16 protein-coding genes are annotated in these 18,814 nt (G+C 61.4%); 5 read left to right on the top strand and 11 right to left on the bottom strand.

Features of this window, described 5'->3' with window-relative positions; all coding sequences use genetic code 11:
• Nucleotides 1-38 precede the first annotated feature (38 nt).
• From betA to ACR3E4_RS12765, 6 genes are all read right to left on the bottom strand, one after another.
• Nucleotides 39-1,697 (bottom strand): choline dehydrogenase, encoded by a 1,659-nt coding sequence (betA, locus tag ACR3E4_RS12790; protein WP_480530149.1) that lies wholly within the window; start codon nt 1,695-1,697, stop codon nt 39-41.
• 78 nt (nt 1,698-1,775) lie between these two features.
• Nucleotides 1,776-3,236 (bottom strand): betaine-aldehyde dehydrogenase, encoded by a 1,461-nt coding sequence (betB, locus tag ACR3E4_RS12785; protein ID WP_480530151.1) that lies wholly within the window; start codon nt 3,234-3,236, stop codon nt 1,776-1,778.
• A 29-nt stretch (nt 3,237-3,265) separates the two neighbouring features.
• Nucleotides 3,266-4,774 carry a choline-sulfatase gene (betC, locus tag ACR3E4_RS12780; RefSeq protein ID WP_480530153.1) on the bottom strand — a complete coding sequence of 503 codons (1,509 nt, stop codon included), beginning with the start codon at nt 4,772-4,774 and terminating at the stop codon, nt 3,266-3,268.
• Nucleotides 4,771-5,343, bottom strand: coding sequence for a choline-binding transcriptional repressor BetI (gene betI, locus ACR3E4_RS12775; RefSeq protein ID WP_480530155.1), 573 nt, complete (start codon nt 5,341-5,343; stop codon nt 4,771-4,773). Before betI ends, betC begins: the two co-directional genes overlap by 4 nt.
• 59 nt (nt 5,344-5,402) lie before the next feature.
• Nucleotides 5,403-6,347 carry a DMT family transporter gene (locus tag ACR3E4_RS12770; RefSeq protein ID WP_480530157.1) on the bottom strand — a complete coding sequence of 315 codons (945 nt, stop codon included), beginning with the start codon at nt 6,345-6,347 and terminating at the stop codon, nt 5,403-5,405.
• Nucleotides 6,348-6,387: 40 nt separating this feature from the next.
• Entirely contained in the window at nt 6,388-6,987 is a 600-nt protein-coding gene (locus tag ACR3E4_RS12765) for a LysE/ArgO family amino acid transporter (protein WP_480530158.1), read from the bottom strand.
• 86 nt (nt 6,988-7,073) lie between these two features.
• Here ACR3E4_RS12765 and ACR3E4_RS12760 point away from each other — a divergent pair, with 86 nt between their 5' ends.
• Entirely contained in the window at nt 7,074-7,991 is a 918-nt protein-coding gene (locus ACR3E4_RS12760) for a LysR family transcriptional regulator ArgP (RefSeq protein ID WP_480530161.1), read from the top strand.
• Nucleotides 7,992-7,995: 4 nt separating this feature from the next.
• Nucleotides 7,996-8,685, top strand: a complete 690-nt coding sequence (locus tag ACR3E4_RS12755; RefSeq protein ID WP_480530163.1) for a nitroreductase family protein — start codon at nt 7,996-7,998, stop codon at nt 8,683-8,685.
• A gap of 3 nt (nt 8,686-8,688) precedes the next feature.
• On the opposite strand, the gene ACR3E4_RS12750 is transcribed toward ACR3E4_RS12755, so the two are convergent.
• On the bottom strand, nt 8,689-9,972 hold the full coding sequence (locus ACR3E4_RS12750; protein WP_480530165.1) for a permease: 1,284 nt from the start codon (nt 9,970-9,972) through the stop codon (nt 8,689-8,691).
• Nucleotides 9,973-10,145: 173 nt separating this feature from the next.
• Nucleotides 10,146-10,886, bottom strand: coding sequence for a YebC/PmpR family DNA-binding transcriptional regulator (locus tag ACR3E4_RS12745; protein ID WP_480530167.1), 741 nt, complete (start codon nt 10,884-10,886; stop codon nt 10,146-10,148).
• A gap of 111 nt (nt 10,887-10,997) precedes the next feature.
• On the opposite strand from ACR3E4_RS12745, the gene ACR3E4_RS12740 reads away from it, so the two are divergent.
• From ACR3E4_RS12740 to ACR3E4_RS12730, 3 genes are all read left to right on the top strand, one after another.
• Nucleotides 10,998-12,770 carry an SLC13 family permease gene (locus ACR3E4_RS12740; protein ID WP_480530169.1) on the top strand — a complete coding sequence of 591 codons (1,773 nt, stop codon included), beginning with the start codon at nt 10,998-11,000 and terminating at the stop codon, nt 12,768-12,770.
• 16 nt (nt 12,771-12,786) lie between these two features.
• Complete coding sequence (locus ACR3E4_RS12735; protein WP_480530171.1) at nt 12,787-13,521, top strand: glutamine amidotransferase; 735 nt, start codon at nt 12,787-12,789, stop codon at nt 13,519-13,521.
• An 82-nt stretch (nt 13,522-13,603) separates the two neighbouring features.
• Nucleotides 13,604-15,265, top strand: coding sequence for an FAD-binding dehydrogenase (locus ACR3E4_RS12730; protein ID WP_480530173.1), 1,662 nt, complete (start codon nt 13,604-13,606; stop codon nt 15,263-15,265).
• Here ACR3E4_RS12730 and ACR3E4_RS12725 read toward each other — a convergent pair whose 3' ends face one another.
• The 3 genes from ACR3E4_RS12725 to ACR3E4_RS12715 all read right to left on the bottom strand — a co-directional run bounded on the left by ACR3E4_RS12725 (nt 15,266) and on the right by ACR3E4_RS12715 (nt 18,792).
• Complete coding sequence (locus ACR3E4_RS12725) at nt 15,266-16,012, bottom strand: YbaY family lipoprotein (protein WP_480530175.1); 747 nt, start codon at nt 16,010-16,012, stop codon at nt 15,266-15,268. It abuts the gene before it with no gap.
• Between the two features lie 97 nt (nt 16,013-16,109).
• A complete protein-coding gene (locus ACR3E4_RS12720) occupies nt 16,110-17,888 on the bottom strand; it encodes an SLC13 family permease (RefSeq protein ID WP_480530177.1) in 1,779 nt (592 codons plus the stop codon).
• A 91-nt stretch (nt 17,889-17,979) separates the two neighbouring features.
• Entirely contained in the window at nt 17,980-18,792 is an 813-nt protein-coding gene (locus ACR3E4_RS12715) for a TIGR00282 family metallophosphoesterase (RefSeq protein WP_480530179.1), read from the bottom strand.
• Between the last annotated feature and the right edge of the window lie 22 nt (nt 18,793-18,814).

Below are 18,814 nucleotides of genomic sequence, written 5' to 3'. Positions count from 1 at the left end.
TTGACGCGGATCAAATCCGCGTCAAAGACCGCACAGATTCAGCGCTGCGCCGTTGCCCAGCCGGGGTGAATCCAAGGCCGGTCATTGGCCTTCGGCAACGCATCCCTTCCCAGCAAATGATCCGACATCTTCTCACCCACCATGATCGAGGGCGCGTTCAGATTGCCATTGGTGATCTGCGGGAAAATCGAGCTGTCCGCGACCCGCAGCCCCTCGACCCCGATCACACGCCCCTGCGGATCGACGACAGCGTTTTTGTCGTCAGCTCCTCCCATACGGCAGGTGCCACAGGGGTGATAGGCGCTCTCAGCATGTTCGGCGATGAAGGCGTTCAACGCGTCATCCGATTGCACATCGGCCCCGGGCTGGATCTCTTTGCCTGCATAGGGCTTGAATGCGTCCTGACCAAAAATCTCGCGGGTCAGCCGAATGCAGGTGCGGAAATCCTCCCAATCCTGTTCGTGGCTCATATAGTTGAAGCGGATCACCGGTGCGTCTTCGGCCCTGGCCGAGCGCAAGGTCACCGCCCCGCGTGAGGGCGAGCGCATCGGACCGACATGCGCCTGAAAACCGTGGCCTTCGGCTGCTGCCTGACCATCATAGCGAACGGCGATGGGCAGGAAATGGTATTGAATGTCAGGATATTCGACGCCGGGTTTCGACCGGATGAACGCCGCGCTTTCGAACTGGTTCGACGCACCCAGACCGGTTTTGGTAAACAGCCACTGCGCCCCGATCACCCCCTTACTGATCAGGTTCCAGTGTTTATAGAGCGTGATCGGCTGCAGCGACGCCTGCTGGATATAGAGCTCCAAATGGTCCTGCAGGTTCGCCCCGACGCCGGGCCGGTCTGCGACCACCTCAATCCCATGTTCGGCCAGATGCGCCGCCGGGCCGATACCGGACAGCATCAGCAGCTTGGGCGAGTTGATCGACGAGGCCGCCAGAACCACCTCGCGCCGGGCGCGGATGACTTCCGTTTTGCCACCCCGGATCAGTTCAACGCCGGTTGCGCGGCCATTTTCCATCACGACCCGCGTCGCAAGGCCACGCACGATTTCGCAGTTGTCGCGCTTCAGCGCCGGTTTCAGATACGCATTCGCCGCCGACCAGCGCCGCCCCTTCCAGACGGTCTGCTCCATCGGGCCAAAGCCCTCCTGCTGTTCGCCGTTATAGTCGCCAGTGACCTGATAGCCTGCCTGCTGACCGGCATCGACAAAGGCCTTGAACAACGGGTTCTCGCGCGGGCCACGGGATACGTGCAGCGGGCCGTCGGTACCGCGCCAGGCGGCATCTCCGCCATGGCCGCCGTCATGCCAGGTCTCCATCCGCTTGTAATAGGGCAGCACGTCGGCATAGGACCAACCGTCCGCGCCCATGTCGGCCCAGGTGTCGAAATCGCGCGCATGGCCGCGCACATAGACCATCCCGTTGATCGAGGACGACCCACCGATCACCTTGCCGCGCGGACAGGCCAGCCGACGGTTGTTCAGATGCGGCTCAGGCTCGGATTTGTAACCCCAATCATAGCGCGACATGTTCATCGGATAGCTGAGCGCGGCAGGCATCTGGATGAACGGCCCCGCATCGGTGCCGCCATGTTCGATCACCAGAACCGAGGCCCCGGCCTCGCTCAACCGATAGGCCATAGCACACCCGGCGGACCCGGCGCCAACGATGACAAAATCTGCTTCCATTTCAGTCTCCCGGGCCGTCAGGCCCCGCAAAAGACGGACCCTGATCCGCCTTGTAGTTCGTGTTTCCGGCGGCTGGCCTCAGAAAGGCGCTTCCAGATCGCCCATGCGGACATAGACGGATTTGAGTTGCGAATAATGCTCGATCGCAGCCGCCGAATTCTCGCGCCCGACGCCCGACAGTTTTGAGCCGCCGAAGGGCACTTCGACTGGGGCGTCGTTGTAGCTGTTGATAAAACAGGTGCCGGCCTCGAAACCTGCGGCGACGCGATGCGCGCGGCTCAGGTCGCGGGTGAACACCCCTGCGGCCAGCCCGAATTCGGTGTCATTAGCGCGGGCCATCACCTCGTCTTCTTCCGCAAAGTCGAGAACCGCCATGACGGGGCCAAAAATCTCTTCGCGGGCGATGGTCATGTCGTCGGTGACATCGGCAAAGACCGTGGGCTGCAGATAGAAGCCGTCGCGATCCGGGCGATCTCCGCCGGTGACCAGCCGCGCGCCTTCTTCGACGCCCTTTGCGATATAGCCCTGCACAATGTCCATCTGCCGTTGGCTGACCATCGGACCAAAGCTGGTGTCGGGATCCATCGGGTCACCGATTTTCGCCTGTTGCAGCCTTTCGCTGAGCCGCGCCAGAAACGCCTCTTTGATGCCCTTCTGCACAAAGACACGGGTTCCGTTCGAACAGACCTGACCCGAGGAATAGAAGTTTCCAAGGATCGCACCCGATACCGCGTTTTCCAGATCGGCATCGTCAAACACGATCATCGGGGATTTGCCGCCCAACTCCATCGTCACATGTTTCAGCCCGGCTGCCGCGGCGGCATAGACCTTTTTGCCCGTCGGCACCGAGCCTGTCAGCGATACCTTGTCGATGCGCGGATCGTTCACCAGCGCCGCACCGACGTCGCCCAGCCCCTGCACCACATTGTAAAGCCCGGCCGGCAGTCCAGCCTCGTGCAGGATTTCCGCCACCTTCAGCGCACAAAGCGGGGTGGTCTCAGAAGGCTTGAAGATCATCGCATTGCCGCAGGCCAGCGCTGGCGCGCCCTTCCAGCAAGCGATCTGAGTGGGGTAGTTCCACGCGCCGATGCCGACGCAGACCCCCAGCGGTTCGCGCCTTGTGTACGCCCAGTCGCCATCGGCAAGCGGGATATGCGAGCCAGTCAGGGTCGCCGCCATGCCGCCGAAATATTCCAGCGCATCGGCACCACTGGTCGCGTCGGCGACCGAGGTTTCCTGATACGGTTTGCCGGTATCGAAGGTTTCCAGCACGCTCAGGTCATGATTGCGTTCGCGTATCATGTCTGCGGCGCGGCGCAGAATGCGGCCGCGTTCGGTCCCGCTGGTGGCTGCCCATTGTTTCTGGGCAGTGCGGGCGCTGGCAATGGCGCGTTCAACGATGGCCGGAGTGGCGGCGTGAACGGTTGCGATGACGTCTCCGGTGGCGGGATAAATCACCTCGATCGGTGCGCCAGTAGTGTCCTCGACATATTCCCCACCAATGAAATGGCTCGCAGTGGGTTGGGTTGGGTAAGTCATCTATTGGTATTCCGGTCTTCGGGTTCGTGTCATTCGCCACGCGGGAAACGCTGGCTTTCCTCGACGATGTTCAGGTCCATGTGATTGCGCATGTAGCGTTCCGACGCTTTCTGCAGCGGCTGGTAATCCCACGGGTAATACCCACCCTGGCGCAGCGCCTCATAGACCACCCAGCGGCGGGCTTGGCTGGCGCGGACGTCGGCGTCGAAACGGTCCAGATCCCAGCGGGCCTCGGATTTGGCACGCAACGTTTGCAGGGTGCCTGCATGTTCGGGATCATCCGCAAGGTTTGTCATTTCGTGCGGGTCGGCCTCAAGGTCGAACAACTGATCGGGGTCCAGCGCGCAGCGGTTGTATTTCCACTTGCCATAGCGCAGCGAAACCAGCGGCGCATAAGACGCCTCGGCCGCGTATTCCATCGCCACCGGGGCGGTGCGTTCGATACCCTGCGCCAGCGGCACTAGGTCTTCACCATCCGTCCAGGGCGCGATCTCGGCCATGTCGACCCCGGCCAGCGCGCCCAGCGTAGGCGTCACGTCGATGGTGGACACCGGCGTGTCGATCCGGCCCACGGGCAGGTCCGGCGCCGAGATCATCAGCGGCACCCGCGCCGAGCCTTCGTAGAAGTTCATCTTGAACCACAATCCCCGCTCGCCCAGCATGTCGCCGTGGTCCGAGACAAAGAGGATGATCGCCTCTTGCCGCGTGGTTTCCAGAACCTCAAGGATCTCACCGATCTTGTCATCGAGATAAGAGATATTGGCGAAATACGCCCGGCGGGATTTACGGATATCCTCTTCGGTGATGTCGAAGCTGCGCCAGTCGTTGGCGTCGAAGATGCGCTTGGAATGCGGGTCCTGATTGTCATAGCCGATATCGGCGACCTCGGGCAGCAGGTGTTCGCAATCCTCGTAAAGGTCCCAGTATTTGCGCCGCGCCACATAGGGGTCGTGCGGGTGGGTGAAGCTGACGGTCATACACCACGGACGGTCATCCTTGCCTCGCGCCAGATCATAGAGCTTGGCCTTGGCGTTGTAGGCGACCTCGTCATCATACTCCATCTGGTTGGAAATCTCGGCCACGCCCGCGCCGGTGACCGAGCCCATGTTGTGATACCACCAGTCGATCCGCTCACCGGGTTTGCGGTAATCGGGGGTCCAGCCGAAATCGGCGGGGTAGATATCGGTTGTCAGGCGATCCTCGAACCCGTGCAACTGATCGGGGCCGACGAAGTGCATCTTGCCGGACAGTGCGGTGTAATAGCCCGCCCGGCGCAGGTGATGCGCATAGGTGGGAATATCGCTGCGGAACTCGGCCGCGTTGTCATAGACCCCGGTGCGCGAGGGCAACTGGCCCGACATAAAGCTCGCCCGTCCCGGCGCACAGAGCGGCGAGGCCGTATAGGTGTTCGCAAACCGGGTCGAACGCTCGGCCAGCTTTTTCAGGTTCGGCGCATGAAGCCAGTCAGCGGGACCGTCGGGAAAGAGGGTTCCGTTGAGCTGATCCACCATCAGGATCAGAATGTTAGGTTTTGTCATTTTTCAGCCTCGAGGAAGGTCTCTAGCGTGCGCAACGCGTGGTTTACCGCCAATTGCGGTTGTTCAGGGGCATTCAAAGCAGCATGGATATAAAGACCATCAATAAGCGCGATCATGTCCTCTGCCGCCTCAACCGGATCCTTCATCAGCGGGCTTAACGCGTGGATCAGGTTGGAGCGGATACGGGCTTGATAAATCTGCCAAAGGCGCAGCGCATCGTCATTGGTCTGCGCCAGAACATAAAATGTCATCCAGGCGGCAATGACGTCCGGCGTGAAACAGGACGGCGCAAAACAGGCGCGAATGATGGCCTGCGCCCGTTCACCGGGGCCTGCATCCGCAAGCTGCGCGCGCGCCTCTGCCCCGAAATCCGCCAGAATACGGCGCATGGCAGCCAGAAAGATCTGATCCTTGCCACCGAAATAGTGATGCGCCAGCGCGCTGGACATGCCAGCCCGTTTGGCGATCTGGCTGACCGTGACATCGAGGGTTTTCTGCACGCCCAACTCGGCAATCGTCGCCTTGACGATCGCTTCCCGCCGGATCGGTTCCATTCCGAGTTTCGGCATCTCTGCCCCTCTGCCACATCTGCTGATATGTGAAAGGCTAAGGCGTTTTTATTGACCCGTCAATCAATAACCTTTTTAACGCTGCGCAACGGGGTTTCAGACCCCTGAGGCGGCGTGGGGGGCATTGCGCCGTCACGTTTGATTTTGGCTTCGCGCCAGGTGATGAAGCTGACCGCCATCAGGATCAGCGTGCCCCCGGCGATGACCCAGATATCGATGCTTTCGTGAAAGGCGAGTGTGCCCAGCAGGGTCGCCCAGATCAACTGCAGGAACGTCACGGGCTGGGTTACGGCAACCGGCGCGGCCTGCAAGGCAAGGGTCATGAAATAATGACCGGCCGTGGCAAAGCTGGCGACGACGAACAAGATCCCCAGATCGCGCAGGCTGGGCGGTTCCCATACGGCGATGGCAAAGGGGATCAACGCCAGAGTCACCCAGATCGACAGATGCGCCACCACAACCGAAGGCCGGATATCGCGGACCAATGCCTTGGCCAGCAGGTAGGAACCGCCAAGCGCCAGCGTTGCGCCCAGCATGGCAAGATGTCCCGGCTCAACCTCCCGGAATCCCGGGCGCAGGATGATCACCACCCCGATCAGGGCCACGCCGATGGCTGCGATTCGGCGGAAGGCCAGCTTCTCGCCCAGAAACAGCGCAGCCCCCAGGGTCACATAGACCGGTGTCAGATAGTTCATCGCCGTCACCTCGGCCAGCGGTATGCGGGTCATTGCGAAGAACCACAACATGACGGCCACCGCATGCACCACGCCACGCAGACCGAATAATGTCAGGTTCCGGCGTGTCAGCCGCGTATCCAGGATCGCCCGCAGAGCCGGTAGCAGGAAAACCAACCCCAGCACGTAACGCAGGAATGCCGCCTGTATCGGGTTCATGCTGGTGCCGAGAATTTTCACCAGCGCATTCATCCCCACAAAGGACAGTCCGGCAGCAAGCATCCAGAACATGCCGGTCAGTGGCCGGTAGCTATCATCGGGAGAGATCATGCAATCGGTTGAACACCGGATTTCCGCCCGGGACAACCCTTCACATGATAACAAGTTTCAGAGCGATCATCAGCATGACGACTCCGATCACCACATCCAGCACTTGCCAGGCGCGCGGGCGGGTAAACACCGGTGACAGAATGCGAGCACCGTAGCCCAACGAAAAGAAGAACACGAAGCTTGAAGTCATCGCCCCCAGCGCAAATCCCAGACGGTCGTCATACTGGGCCGAGATCGACCCGATCAGTACCACCGTATCCAGATAGACATGCGGATTGAGCCAGGTGAACGCCATCACCGTCAGCAGCGCAGCGCGCAGGCTGGTGCGTTGTCCTCCGTCCAGCTCCATCGCGGCGCCCCCTTGCAGCGCGGACTGGAAACTGCGCAGCGCGTACCAGATCAGAAACGCGGCACCGCCATAACGCATTACGGTTTCAAACCATGGCGCGGCCTCAGCCAGTGTGCCAAACCCGGCCACCCCTGCCGCAATCAGAATCGCGTCCGAGACCGCGCAGGTCAGGCATAGCGCCAAAACATGCTCGCGCCTCAGGCCCTGCCGCAAGACAAAAGCGTTTTGCGCGCCAATGGCGAGAATAAGGCTGAAACCCAGGGCAAACCCGGCAATCGGGGCAGAAAACATGTGATCTCCTTCTGTCTGCACCGTTGACTACCGGCTGCGCGCAGGCCTATCAAATTAAAGATACTCATCTGAATTAAGTATGACTAATGCTGCTTGATCCACATCACCTGTCCGCCCTGTCGGCAATCCTGCGCCATGGCAGCTTTGATGCGGCGGCGTCGGAGCTGGCAGTGACACCGTCAGCAATTTCGCAACGAATCAAGGCGCTTGAGGATCGTGTGGGCGCAGCCTTGATCAATAGGGGCACGCCCTGCACCGGCACCCCGGCAGGTTTGCGCATCGCGCGGCATGCCGAAGATATCGGATTGCTCGAGGCGCAGCTGGCCCGCGAAATCTCGCTGGGGCAAAACGTCAATGCAGCGCGCGTGCGCGTGGCGCTTCCGGCTGATGTTCTGGCCACCTGGTTCGTCGATGCCATGGCCAACGCGCCGGGGATACACTTCGATCTGGTGATCGACGATCAGGATCACTCGGCCGAATGGCTGCGCCGGGGCGAGGTCAGCGCCGCCATTACCGTCGGCGGCCAGCCGGTCACTGGGTGCGATGCGGTTGAGCTAGGCGCGCTGCGCTATCTGCCTACGGCAAGCCCCGCCTTCATGCAGCAGTGGTTCGGCGAAGGGGTAGATGCGGCGACGCTGAGCAAAGCCCCATCTCTGGTATTCAATCGCAAGGACGGGCTGCAGAAATCGTGGATGGAGGCGCAAACCGGTCGACGTCTCAACCCACCGTCGCATTTTCTGCCCTCGTCGCAAGGCTTTGTCGACGCGGCAATCGCGGGCATCGGATGGGGCATGAACCCCGAACCGCTGGTCCGCGCGCCCTTGGCCGACGGTCGACTGCAGACGCTTGTGCAAAACGCGCCGCTGGACGTAGCCCTGACATGGCAGATCGGGCGCGTTCTGGCCCCTGCCCTGACTCCGTTGACCCGCGCCATCCGGCAGGCCGCTGCAAAGCACTTGATCCCCGTGACAGACCGCCGGATAAAGGGCCAAACCTCGGAGTAACCTCATGTTTTCACGCGACGCTCTCAGCTATGACCCGATCCCTCTGCCGGATCGCTGCGAGATCACCGATGCCCGGATGCAGGAGGCCGCGCTGGCCTTCCATGACAAGATGCGGCAGCGCCACACCGTGCGCGATTTCTCTGACCGTCCGGTCGCCAGAGAGGTGATTGAGACCTGCCTGCGCACCGCCGGCACCGCCCCATCGGGTGCCAATCATCAGCCCTGGCATTTTGCCGCCATCGCTGACCCCGCCCTGAAACAACGTATTCGCGAAGAGGCCGAAGAAGAAGAACGCCGCTTTTACGCAGGGGGTGCGGGGGATGAGTGGATCAAAGCGCTCGAGCCCATCGGCACCAATGCGGTCAAGGAACATCTGACCATCGCCCCATGGCTGATTGTGGTCTTTGCCCAGCGCTGGGGAGAGTTCGAGGACGGTACGCGCTATAAGAACTACTATGTGCCCGAAAGCGTGAATATCGCCACGGGGTTCCTGCTGGCCGCGCTGCATCACGCCGGGCTGTCGACGCTGACCCATACGCCCAACCCCATGAAATTCCTCAATGGCGCATTGGGGCGCCCTGCCTCTGAAAAGCCGACGATGATAATCGCGGTTGGGCATCCGTCAGAGAATGCAACGGTCCCTGCGGTGGCCAAGCTGAAAAAGCCTTTGGACGAGATCTCGTCGTTCTTTTGAGGCCTAACCTTCGGATGCCCCGGTCGTTGCCTCTGTTGCCGGAGCGGCGATCCGGTAACACGCCACAGCCGCAATCAGACTGCAGATCACAATGAAGAAGACGGCCAGCGCGACCTCGTGCATATGCGCAATGGCCGCCAGCAGGGCAGAGATGGCGACACCAGACAATCGGGCGATGCTTTTGATCGCAGCCGATGCCTGAACGCGCTGGTCTTTGGGGGCGACGTCCAGAAAATACAGTTTGCGCGCGCCGCTGATGCCCGTCACGGCGACCGTTACGATGAACAGGGCAATGGCGTGCATATGCACATCGTGATCCAGCTTGAGGTAATGAAACGCCAACAGGACCGTCCCCGTCGCGGCCACCATGCAAGCCCCCGTCACCATCACAGCGCGATGCGATTTCATGTTCACGAATTGCCACAACGGGGCCGATACCAGATACCCGGAGGCCGATGATATGATCATGGCCGTCAGCCCTTTGGCCGAGGTATGATGTGCCTCGGCGGCAATCAGGGCGAAGAATGGGACTGACAGCGTTACGACAACCAGCGGCATGCGCATGATCAGGTAGCGGCGAAACCAGGCATAATCGAACATGTCGATGACAGCTTGCACATTGGCCCTGAGCGAGAGCCGGGCAACAGGATCTTTCCCGGTTGATGCGCTCGGGGTTTTGCCGATCTCGGACAGCGCCAGAATGCACAGCGCCGAAAACACGAAAAACGCAAAGGACACGGCAATGACCGCAGAATGGCGCGAGAAGGGCGGATTGTCCTTGGTGATCTCATGGACCAGCAGCGCCAGCGCAATCGCGACCGAACCGCCTGCCCCAAGCTGCAGATAGTGCATCACCATCCGGGATTTGGACTGCACATGGTCGCCGATCAGATCGGTAAACATGAGGTTCTGAATCTCGGTGACCAGACCGATGAGAAAAAAGATCAGCAGAAATGCCACCGCGATCGCGGGCACAAAGCCGGTCGCCGCAATCGCCATGGCAAGCAGCAGGCACACACCAACCGCAAATTCCGTCATTGCGATGCCGCGCTTTTTCCTGAGCTGGGCGGCAATTGTCCGGGCCAGAAAGAAATCCGCAATCAAGCTGCCAACCATACGGACCGAGACCAAAGCCCCGGCCACAAACATCGGCAATTCGAAGGACACGGCCAGAAACGGCAGCACCACCGACGGGCTGCCCAATGTCCACGCGACCTGAGACAGAATGCTCTGCCCGGTCAGGACCGGGACGTTGCGCTTTGCCAATTCTGTCGCGTTATTCGCCATGTCTAGCGGCAGCACCTGCCGCAACACCGATATGCGCGCAGGCCAGTCCCAGTTTCAGTTTCCGGGTCCCAGCCTATTCTGAACGTGAATGTCGGCCAAGTACCGCTGTAAAAGCCTGAAACGAAAAAACCCGGCCTAACCGGCCGGGCTGAATACCAATTGGGCGCGAAAGGTCAGAGCTGCGCCATGACCTCGTCCGTCGCTTCGAAATTGGTGGTGACACGTTGTACGTCATCGTCGTCTTCCAGCGCGTCGACCAGCTTCATCAGCTTTTGCATGTCTTCCAGACCCAGTTCGGTCGTGGTGGTGGGCTTCCACACCAGTTTGGTGGATTCGGATTCACCCAGCGCCTCTTCCAGCGCGTTCGACACATCGTTCAGATCGGTATCTGCGCACCAGATGATGTGACCATCATCCGAGCTTTCGACATCCTCGGCACCGGCCTCGATGGCCGCTTCGAAAATGGTGTCCGCATCGCCTGCGTCCGCCTGATAGACAACCTCACCTTTGCGGTCGAACATGAACCCGACCGAGCCGGTCTCACCCAAATTGCCGCCGTTCTTGGAAAAGGTCGAACGTACAGTGGATGCGGTGCGGTTACGGTTGTCGGTCATCGTTTCGACGATCACGGCCACGCCGTTGGGGCCATAACCCTCATACCGGATTTCTTCGTAATCGTCGCCTTCACCGGCCACCGATTTCTTGATCGCGCGGTCGATCACGTCCTTGGGGACCGAGTTCGACTTGGCCTCTTTTACGGCCAGACGCAGACGCGGGTTCTTGTCGGGATCGGGATCGCCCATCTTGGCGGCGACGGTGATCTCTTTCGACAGCTTGGAAAACAGTTTGGACCGCGCGGCGTCCTGACGTCCCTTGCGGTGCTGGATATTGGCCCATTTGGAATGGCCTGCCATGGTGCGTCCTCGTTATTCGTGATTGCGTGTTCGGCGCTCATATAGACGTTTGCGGGGGGCAGGATCAAGGGATCGGCTTGCCCCAACATCCTGTGCGGCTATGGTGGCGACATGACGACAGATCAGATCATTCTTTTTTCCCTTTTCATCGCCGTGTTCGGAATGCTGCTGTGGGGCAGGTTCCGGTATGACCTTGTGGCCTTCACCGCCCTGATGATTGCAGTTACGCTGGGAGTTGTCCCGGTCGACAATGCCTTCGCCGGGTTCGGACACCCTGCCACGATCATTGTCGCGTTGGTGCTTGTGGTTTCTGCCGGTCTGGTGCGGTCAGGAGCGGTGTTCATGATCACGCGAACACTGGTCGATGCCTCGCGAGGCCTCGGCGCCCATATCGCGCTGATGGGCGGGATCGGTGCCGTCTTGTCGGCCTTCATGAACAATGTAGCGGCGCTGGCGCTGTTGATGCCGGTCGATATCCAGACCGCCCGCAAGGCGGCGCGCCCGGTGGGCCTGTCGCTGATGCCGCTGAGCTTCGCCACCATTCTTGGAGGGATGGCAACGTTGATCGGGACACCGCCGAATATCATCATCGCCTCGATCCGGGCCAAAACACTGGGGGAGCCGTTCCAGATGTTCGATTTCGCCCCCGTCGGCGGGATCGCGGCCATTGCCGGTCTGGCCTTTGTGGCGTTGATCGGCTGGCGTCTAATCCCCAACCGCGGCGTGCAACAGGAGACCTCGGAGGTTCTGGCCGAATACATCGCCGAACTGACCGTTCCGCCCGGGTCACCGCATATCGGCAAGCGGGTCAGCGAGCTGTATGAAGCGGCCGAGAAATCCGACGTGGCCATCATCGGTCTGATCCGGGACGGCAAGCGCCGCTATGGGCGTTCGGCCCACGCGACCTTGCACGAAGGCGATGCGCTGGTGCTGGAGGCGCGACCCGAAGCGCTGGATGAATTCCGCGCCGCGCTCAATCTGGATTTCTCGGACACGCGGCGGCAGGAAGTGCTGACAGCCGAGGGCGACGGGCTGGAGGTGATCGAGGTTGTCGCCCCCGAAAGCGCCCGCATCACCGGGCGCACCGCGCAAGCGCTGGGGCTGGCGTGGCGGCAAAGTACCGTGCTGATGGGCATCTCGCGTCAGGGGCGCCGCATTAGCGAACAGGTCCGCAAGACCGAGGTCGAACCGGGTGATATCCTGCTGCTGCTCTGCCCGCGCGACCGCAGCGCGGATGTGACCGAATGGCTGGGCTGTCTGCCGTTGGCGGAACGCGGGTTGAACGTGACGGCCAACGATAAGGCGTGGCTGGCCATCGGCCTGTTCGCGGCGGCTGTGCTGGCCGCCAGTATAGGGTTGATCTATCTGCCCATCGCCTTGGGTCTGGTTGTGGTGGCCTATGTTCTGACCAAGATCATGCCGATTGCGGATATCTACAATCACATCGAATGGCCTGTGGTGGTCCTGCTGGGCTCGATGATCCCGCTGGGCAGTGCGCTGGAAACCTCGGGCGGGACCGAGTTGATCGCCAACGCCCTGATCCAGTTGACCAACGGGCTGCCTGCATGGGCCATTCTGACGGTCCTTATGGTGGTCACGATGACCCTGTCGGACGTGCTGAACAACACGGCCACCGCCATTGTCGCAGCCCCTGTGGGGATACAGATGGCGCGCACGCTCGAGGTCTCGCCAGATCCGTTCCTGATGACGGTGGCCGTGGCGGCCTCGGCTGCGTTCCTGACCCCCATCGGGCACAAGAACAACACGCTGGTTCTGGGACCCGGAGGATATCATTTCGGCGATTACTGGCGCATGGGCCTGCCGCTGGAGGTGTTGATCATCGCTGTCTCAATCCCCTCGATCCTTGTGTTCTGGCCGCTTTGAAGGCTAAAGGCTGCGCATGAAACGCTTTCTGATCCTGCAACTGCGCCCGGAAACCGACGCGTCAGATGCCGAATATGCCTCGATTCTGGATAAAACCGGGCTGGTCCCGGCGCAGACCCATCGCATCCGGCTGGATTGCGAAGACCTGCCCGAAGGGCTGGATGTGACCGACTATGCCGGTGTCATCGTGGGCGGCGGGCCGGGCTGCGTCAGCGACGATCCGGCCAGCAAATCCGCACTGGATGCAAGGATTGAAGGCGCGATCATGGGGCTGATGCCGCAGATCACCGCGCAGGATCACCCGTTCATGGGCTGCTGCTATGGCCTGGGTATCCTGGCTGCGCATCTGGGCGGCGATGTCAGCAAACGGCAGTATGGCGAACCGGTCGGGCCTTCCGATTGTCGCCTGACCGAGGATGGTGCAGCGGACCCTTTGACCGCTGGCCTGCAACCGGAATTCGAAGCCTTTGTCGGACACAAAGAGGCAGTGCAATCCCTACCCGATGGCTGCGTGCATCTGGTGGCCTCGGACCCCTGTCCGTTTCAGATGATCCGCTGGGGGCAAAATGTCTATGCCACTCAGTTCCACCCCGAAGCGGATGCCAAGGACTTTGAACAGCGCATCCATATCTACAAGGATCACGGCTATTTCCCGCCTGACGATGCGCAAGGTTTGATCGATATGTGCCACGCCGCTGATGTCACGCAGCCGGGCGAAATCCTGCGCCGGTTTGCGCAGCGTTATGGCTGACCCCACGACGCGGTTGCCTGATCCGTGACCCCTCGCCTAGGCTGACGGCACAACCGCCGCAACCGATCCGAGGGGCCATCGCATGACCACCAATACCGCAGACGCGATCATTGTCGGCGCGGGCCTGGCCGGGCTTGCCGCCGCAGCCGAGCTGGGCGACCGGGGCAAGCGGGTTATCGTTGTAGATCAAGAGCCTGAGCATTTCCTGGGCGGACAAGCGTTCTGGAGCCTTGGCGGGCTGTTCATGGTCGACACCCCGGAACAGCGCCGCATGGGCATCCGCGACAGCCACGATCTTGCCCTGCGCGACTGGATGGGCAGTGCGCAGTTCGACCGGGATGACGATGCGTGGCCGCGCAAATGGGCCGAGGCCTATGTGGAATTTGCCGCTGGTGAGATGCGCCCATGGCTGCATACGATGGGCCTGCGCTGGTTCCCGGTAGTCGGCTGGGCCGAGCGCGGCGGATCCTATGCGGATGGTCACGGCAACTCGGTCCCGCGCTTTCATATCACATGGGGCACCGGGCCCGGTGTGCTGGAACACTTCGTCCGCCGTGTGCAAGAGCACATCAGCGCCGGGCTGATACAGTTGAAATTCCGCCATCAGGTCAGCCACATCATCATGCAGAACGGCTGTGCCAAAGGCGTTTCCGGAGAGGTTCTGGCCGACGATACCGCCCAGCGCGGCGGCAAGACCAACCGCGATGAAGTGGGCGAATTCGAGATCTATGCGCCTTCGGTCATCGTCACCTCGGGTGGGATCGGCGGCAATTTCGAGATGGTGCGCAAAAACTGGCCACGCGACCGGCTGGGGGAACCGCCAAGGGATATGGTCGCGGGTGTGCCGTTCCATGTGGATGGCCGGATGATTCCGATCGCCGAGAAGGCGGGCGGGCATGTCATCAACGGCGACCGGATGTGGCACTACACCGAAGGCGTGCGCAACTGGGATCCGATCTGGCCCGCACATGGCATTCGCATCTTGCCCGGCCCAAGTTCGATGTGGTTCGACGCGCGCGGCAACCGGCTGAAACCACCTTGCCTGCCGGGGTTCGATACGTTGGGCACGCTGCGCGAAATCCTGAAAACCGGTCACGAATACAGTTGGTTCGTCCTGACGCAGAAAGTGATCAAGAAGGAATTCGCCCTGTCAGGTTCGGAACAAAATCCCGATTTCACCTCGGGCAGTTGGAAAGAAGTGATCCGTCAGCGCATCCTGTCCGGCTCGAAAGCCACAGGTCCGGTCGAGGCTTTCAAGGCAAAGGGCGAGGATTTCATTGTTGCCAACACCCTGACCGAACTGGTTACCGGCATGAACCAGCTGGGCGGCGGATTGATTGACGAGGCCCATCTGCGCGCCCAGATCGAGGCGCGGGATTCTCAGGTCGATAACCCGTTCTCGAAAGACGCGCAGATGATGGCGATCCTCGCGGCGCGCAATTACCGGGGCGACAAACTGATCCGCACCGCCAAGCCGCACAGATTCCTTGATCCGTCAAACGGCCCGCTGATCGCGGTCAAGCTGCATGTACTGACCCGCAAATCGCTGGGCGGATTGCAGACCAATCTCGACAGCCAGATGATCAGAGCAGACAGTCAGGTCGTCCCCGGCCTGTTTGCTGCCGGTGAGGTCGCGGGCTTCGGCGGCGGCGGCTATCACGGCTATAACGCGCTGGAGGGCACGTTTCTGGGCGGCTGCATCTTCTCGGGCCGCAATGCCGGGCGGTCGCGCGCCGTAGCCTGATTACGGGGTGCGGATGAATTTCAGAACCGGCTCGCCCGCGCCATCCAGCAAGACCAGACCGTCGCCTGCAACGGCATAGGTGGTCACGCCTTGCAGGGCGGCGAAGAACTGGTCTTCGACCTCTTCCATCGCTGGCGGGCAGGCCATAAGCGTGGCCGCTATGTTGTCAGGAAATTCCAAGCGATCCCCGGTCATTTCGGCTTGCCCCGTAAACCGGTTGCAGCCTCCGAAACCACCGAAAGAGCCGCCCTGCCCGAAGGACAATTGCGGTGGGCGCTCGGCCTGTACGACCGCGCCATTGATGCCGATTGCAGTCCAGTCGGTGTTTTCAAGCATCACTGCATCCTGACTGCCGGCCTGCACCAGCACAAGATCGGCGCTGTCCCCCGAACCGTTGGTCAGCACCGGATGAACGGTGTCGGTGGTAAACAACAGTTCACCATCACGATAGACCGATCCGCTTATGGCATAGGTCATCCCGTCGCGGATCAGCGCGTCGTCGAAGCTCAGCTCAAACTCGGCGGGCACCCCGGTCAGCGCATAGCGTTGCGCGGCCAATGTCACCGCAGGCGCATCCGCGCGTGAAATATCCTGTAACTCGACATAAAGCGTCGCGTCTTCCGGCAAGGCAATGCGCTCGCGATATGTCGCGGTCCCGGTCACCGAGCCGGCTTGGCTCTGGCTGCCCAGCAGGGCCAGTATGACTGCTCCGGCCACGATGGCCTGTCCGAGTTTGGGAAACGGCATGATCCCATCCTTTCGCGTGCGTCGTTACCGAAAAGATTGTGACCAGATTATCGTTTACAAGACCTGCCCCCCTCGGGTCGGCGATTCCGCGCCGGTGCTACAGGGGCCAGATGAGCGGAATCAGCAGCGATGCCAGCAAGCCAACCGTCAGGTTGAGCGGCACGCCGACCTTCAAAAAGTCGGTAAACCGGTATCCTCCGGGGCCATACACCATCATGTTGGTCTGATAGCCGATGGGCGTTGCGAACGATGCCGAGGCCGCCACCATCACCGCCACAACCAACGGGCGCGGGTCGATCCCCACCGCCTGCGCCAGCGAGATGGCGATGGGCGTTACGACGACGGCCACCGCGTTGTTCGACACCAGCTCGGTCAGGATGGAGGTCAGCAGGTAAACCGCCCAGATGATCAGGAACGGCGGCAACATGCCCAGTCCGGGGGCCACAGCCTCGACGATCAGTGAAACCGCGCCGGATTTGTCCAGCGCGGCCCCAATCGCCAGCATCGCGAAGATCAGCGCCAGCAGGCGGCCTTCGACGAAGGAAAACGCCTCATCCGCATCGATACAGCGAGTCACCAGGACCACCGCGACGGCGATGATCGACAGCAGCAGGATCGGCGCGACCCCCAATCCGGCCAGCGTGACAATCCCGACCAGCGCCCCGATGGCAATCGGGGCGTGGCTGCGCCGGAACGCGCGGGCCGAGGGTTGGGTGACGTCGACCATATCCATGTCGGCGGCCAGTTTCTGGATATCCGCAGGCGAACCTTCCAACAGCAGGGTATCCCCCACGCGCACCGTCAGGTCGTCCAACTGACGCCCGATATTCTGGTTCCGGCGATGCACCGCCAGCACATACACACCATAGCGACGGCGCAGACGCATCGCGCCCAGCGTCCGCCCGACCATCCGACAGCCCGGCGTGATCAGCACCTCAACGGTCTTGGTCTCAACCGCCGAGACCTGATCGACCCGCTTGAGTTCCTTGTTACTCTGCAGGCTCAGAAGCTCGGTCATTTCGGTGCGCAGCACCACCCGGTCACCCACACGCAGCTCAACCCCTTTGAGGTTGCGCCGCAGCGACTCATCACCCCGGATCACGTCGATCAGGCGCACGCCGGGACGTTTGAACAACTGCACACCGATCACCTCGCGACCGATCAGGTTGCTGTCCGGGGGAATGACGGCCTCGGTGAAAAACTTCATTCTGGAGCGGTCACTCAGCAGGTCGGCCATGCTGTCGCGGTTGGGCAGCAGGCGCGGCGCGATGAAACGCAGATAGACCATGCCATAGATCACGACGGCGATGCCCAGCGGCGTCACCTCGAAGATGGTAAAGGCCGTCATGCCCTGTGCGCGGGCCACGCCGTCAACCAGCAGGTTGGTCGAGGTGCCGATCAGCGTCAGAGTGCCGCCCAGAATGGCCGCATAGCTGAGCGGGATCAGCAATTTGGAGGCCGGTACATCCAGCGTCCGCGCGATTTGAATGAAGACCGGGATCATCACCACCACAACGGGCGTATTCGAAACAAAGGCCGAGGCGATGACGACAAAGCCCATAAGCAGCCCGATGGCGATGCGCGGGTTGACCTGCGCCTGCTTCTGCGCGGTCGAGGTAAAGGCATCCAGCGCCCCAGTCCGCACAAGCGCGCCCATGATGATGAACATGGCGCCAATGGTCCACGGCGCGGGGTTCGACAGCACCGCCAGCGCACTTTGATACGGCAGAATGCCGGTGGCCAGCATCAGGGCGACGCCGCCGATGGCCACCACTTCGGTCGGGTAGACCTCGCGCAGGAACATGACGAACATGCCCGCAACGATCATCAGCGCCACGATTGCGCTGCCCATCTCTGTCAGTTGAAGGAATTGCATTCTTGGTATTCTGTCCGAACCCTGGCCTGGCATACGCGCCTGAACGTCAGTGTCTCGCATTGCGCGCAGCAGAGCAAGCCTGACGTGGTTTTCAGAGGCCAGCCTGCTGCAATCGCCCGCCAATGCGGACCATCTGCACAGATTTTGCGCGCCCGTCGCGGTCGTCGGTTTCGACGAACACGCCGCTCAGCGTGGCCTCGCCATTTGCGGGCGTGAACCGGGCTTTGGGCATCCCGGTTATGAACCGGCGCATCGGTTCCAGTTTATCCATGCCGATGACCGAGTCATAATCGCCGCACATCCCCGCATCGGTCAAATAGGCGGTGCCATTCGGCAGGATCTGAGCGTCCGCCGTGGGCACATGCGTATGCGTCCCCACCACAAGGCTGGCACGGCCATCGCAGTAGTGACCCATCGCCATCTTCTCCGAGGTCGCCTCGCAATGCATGTCGACGATGATGGCGTCCGCCTGTCCGCCGCGCGGGTGCGATTTCAGGATCGGTTCAACGCCCGAGAACGGGTCGTCAAACGGTCGTTTCATAAAGACCTGCCCCAGCACCTGCACCACCAGCACTTTGCGTCCGCCCGGTGCGGTGAACAGCCGATGTCCCCGCCCCGGCGCGCCTTTGGCAAAGTTCACCGGGCGCACGATGCGCGGCTCTTTCTCGATGAATTGCAGCATGTCTTTCTGGTCGAACGCATGATCACCCAGCGTCACACAATCCGCGCCTGCATCCAGCAACAGTTTGGCATGATCGCCGGTCAGGCCCATCCCGTTCGAGGCGTTCTCGCCATTGACCACAACGAAATCCAGCCGCCATTCGTCACGCAGACGTGGCAAATGCTGCTGTATGGCCGCACGCCCCGCGCGGCCCATCACGTCACCCAGAAAAAGTATCTTCATACCAGCGGTCCTAGAGCCAGTC

Source organism: Ruegeria sp. AP11 (assembly GCF_056535865.1).
The sequence above is the reverse complement of the archived record's forward strand: the minus strand, read 5'-3'. Positions and strand labels throughout refer to the sequence as shown.

Bases quoted from the DNA above. Each gene is read 5' to 3' on its own strand.
- betA (WP_480530149.1), bottom strand. From the start codon at position 1,697: ATGGAAGCAGATTTTGTCATCGTTGGCGCCGGGTCCGCCGGGTGTGCT.
- betB (WP_480530151.1), bottom strand. From the start codon at position 3,236: ATGACTTACCCAACCCAACCCACTGCGAGCCATTTCATTGGTGGGGAA.
- betC (WP_480530153.1), bottom strand. From the start codon at position 4,774: ATGACAAAACCTAACATTCTGATCCTGATGGTGGATCAGCTCAACGGA.
- betI (WP_480530155.1), bottom strand. From the start codon at position 5,343: ATGCCGAAACTCGGAATGGAACCGATCCGGCGGGAAGCGATCGTCAAG.
- ACR3E4_RS12770 (WP_480530157.1), bottom strand. From the start codon at position 6,347: ATGATCTCTCCCGATGATAGCTACCGGCCACTGACCGGCATGTTCTGG.
- ACR3E4_RS12765 (WP_480530158.1), bottom strand. From the start codon at position 6,987: ATGTTTTCTGCCCCGATTGCCGGGTTTGCCCTGGGTTTCAGCCTTATT.
- ACR3E4_RS12760 (WP_480530161.1), top strand. From the start codon at position 7,074: ATGCTGCTTGATCCACATCACCTGTCCGCCCTGTCGGCAATCCTGCGC.
- ACR3E4_RS12755 (WP_480530163.1), top strand. From the start codon at position 7,996: ATGTTTTCACGCGACGCTCTCAGCTATGACCCGATCCCTCTGCCGGAT.
- ACR3E4_RS12750 (WP_480530165.1), bottom strand. From the start codon at position 9,972: ATGGCGAATAACGCGACAGAATTGGCAAAGCGCAACGTCCCGGTCCTG.
- ACR3E4_RS12745 (WP_480530167.1), bottom strand. From the start codon at position 10,886: ATGGCAGGCCATTCCAAATGGGCCAATATCCAGCACCGCAAGGGACGT.
- ACR3E4_RS12740 (WP_480530169.1), top strand. From the start codon at position 10,998: ATGACGACAGATCAGATCATTCTTTTTTCCCTTTTCATCGCCGTGTTC.
- ACR3E4_RS12735 (WP_480530171.1), top strand. From the start codon at position 12,787: ATGAAACGCTTTCTGATCCTGCAACTGCGCCCGGAAACCGACGCGTCA.
- ACR3E4_RS12730 (WP_480530173.1), top strand. From the start codon at position 13,604: ATGACCACCAATACCGCAGACGCGATCATTGTCGGCGCGGGCCTGGCC.
- ACR3E4_RS12725 (WP_480530175.1), bottom strand. From the start codon at position 16,012: ATGCCGTTTCCCAAACTCGGACAGGCCATCGTGGCCGGAGCAGTCATA.
- ACR3E4_RS12720 (WP_480530177.1), bottom strand. From the start codon at position 17,888: ATGCAATTCCTTCAACTGACAGAGATGGGCAGCGCAATCGTGGCGCTG.
- ACR3E4_RS12715 (WP_480530179.1), bottom strand. From the start codon at position 18,792: ATGAAGATACTTTTTCTGGGTGACGTGATGGGCCGCGCGGGGCGTGCG.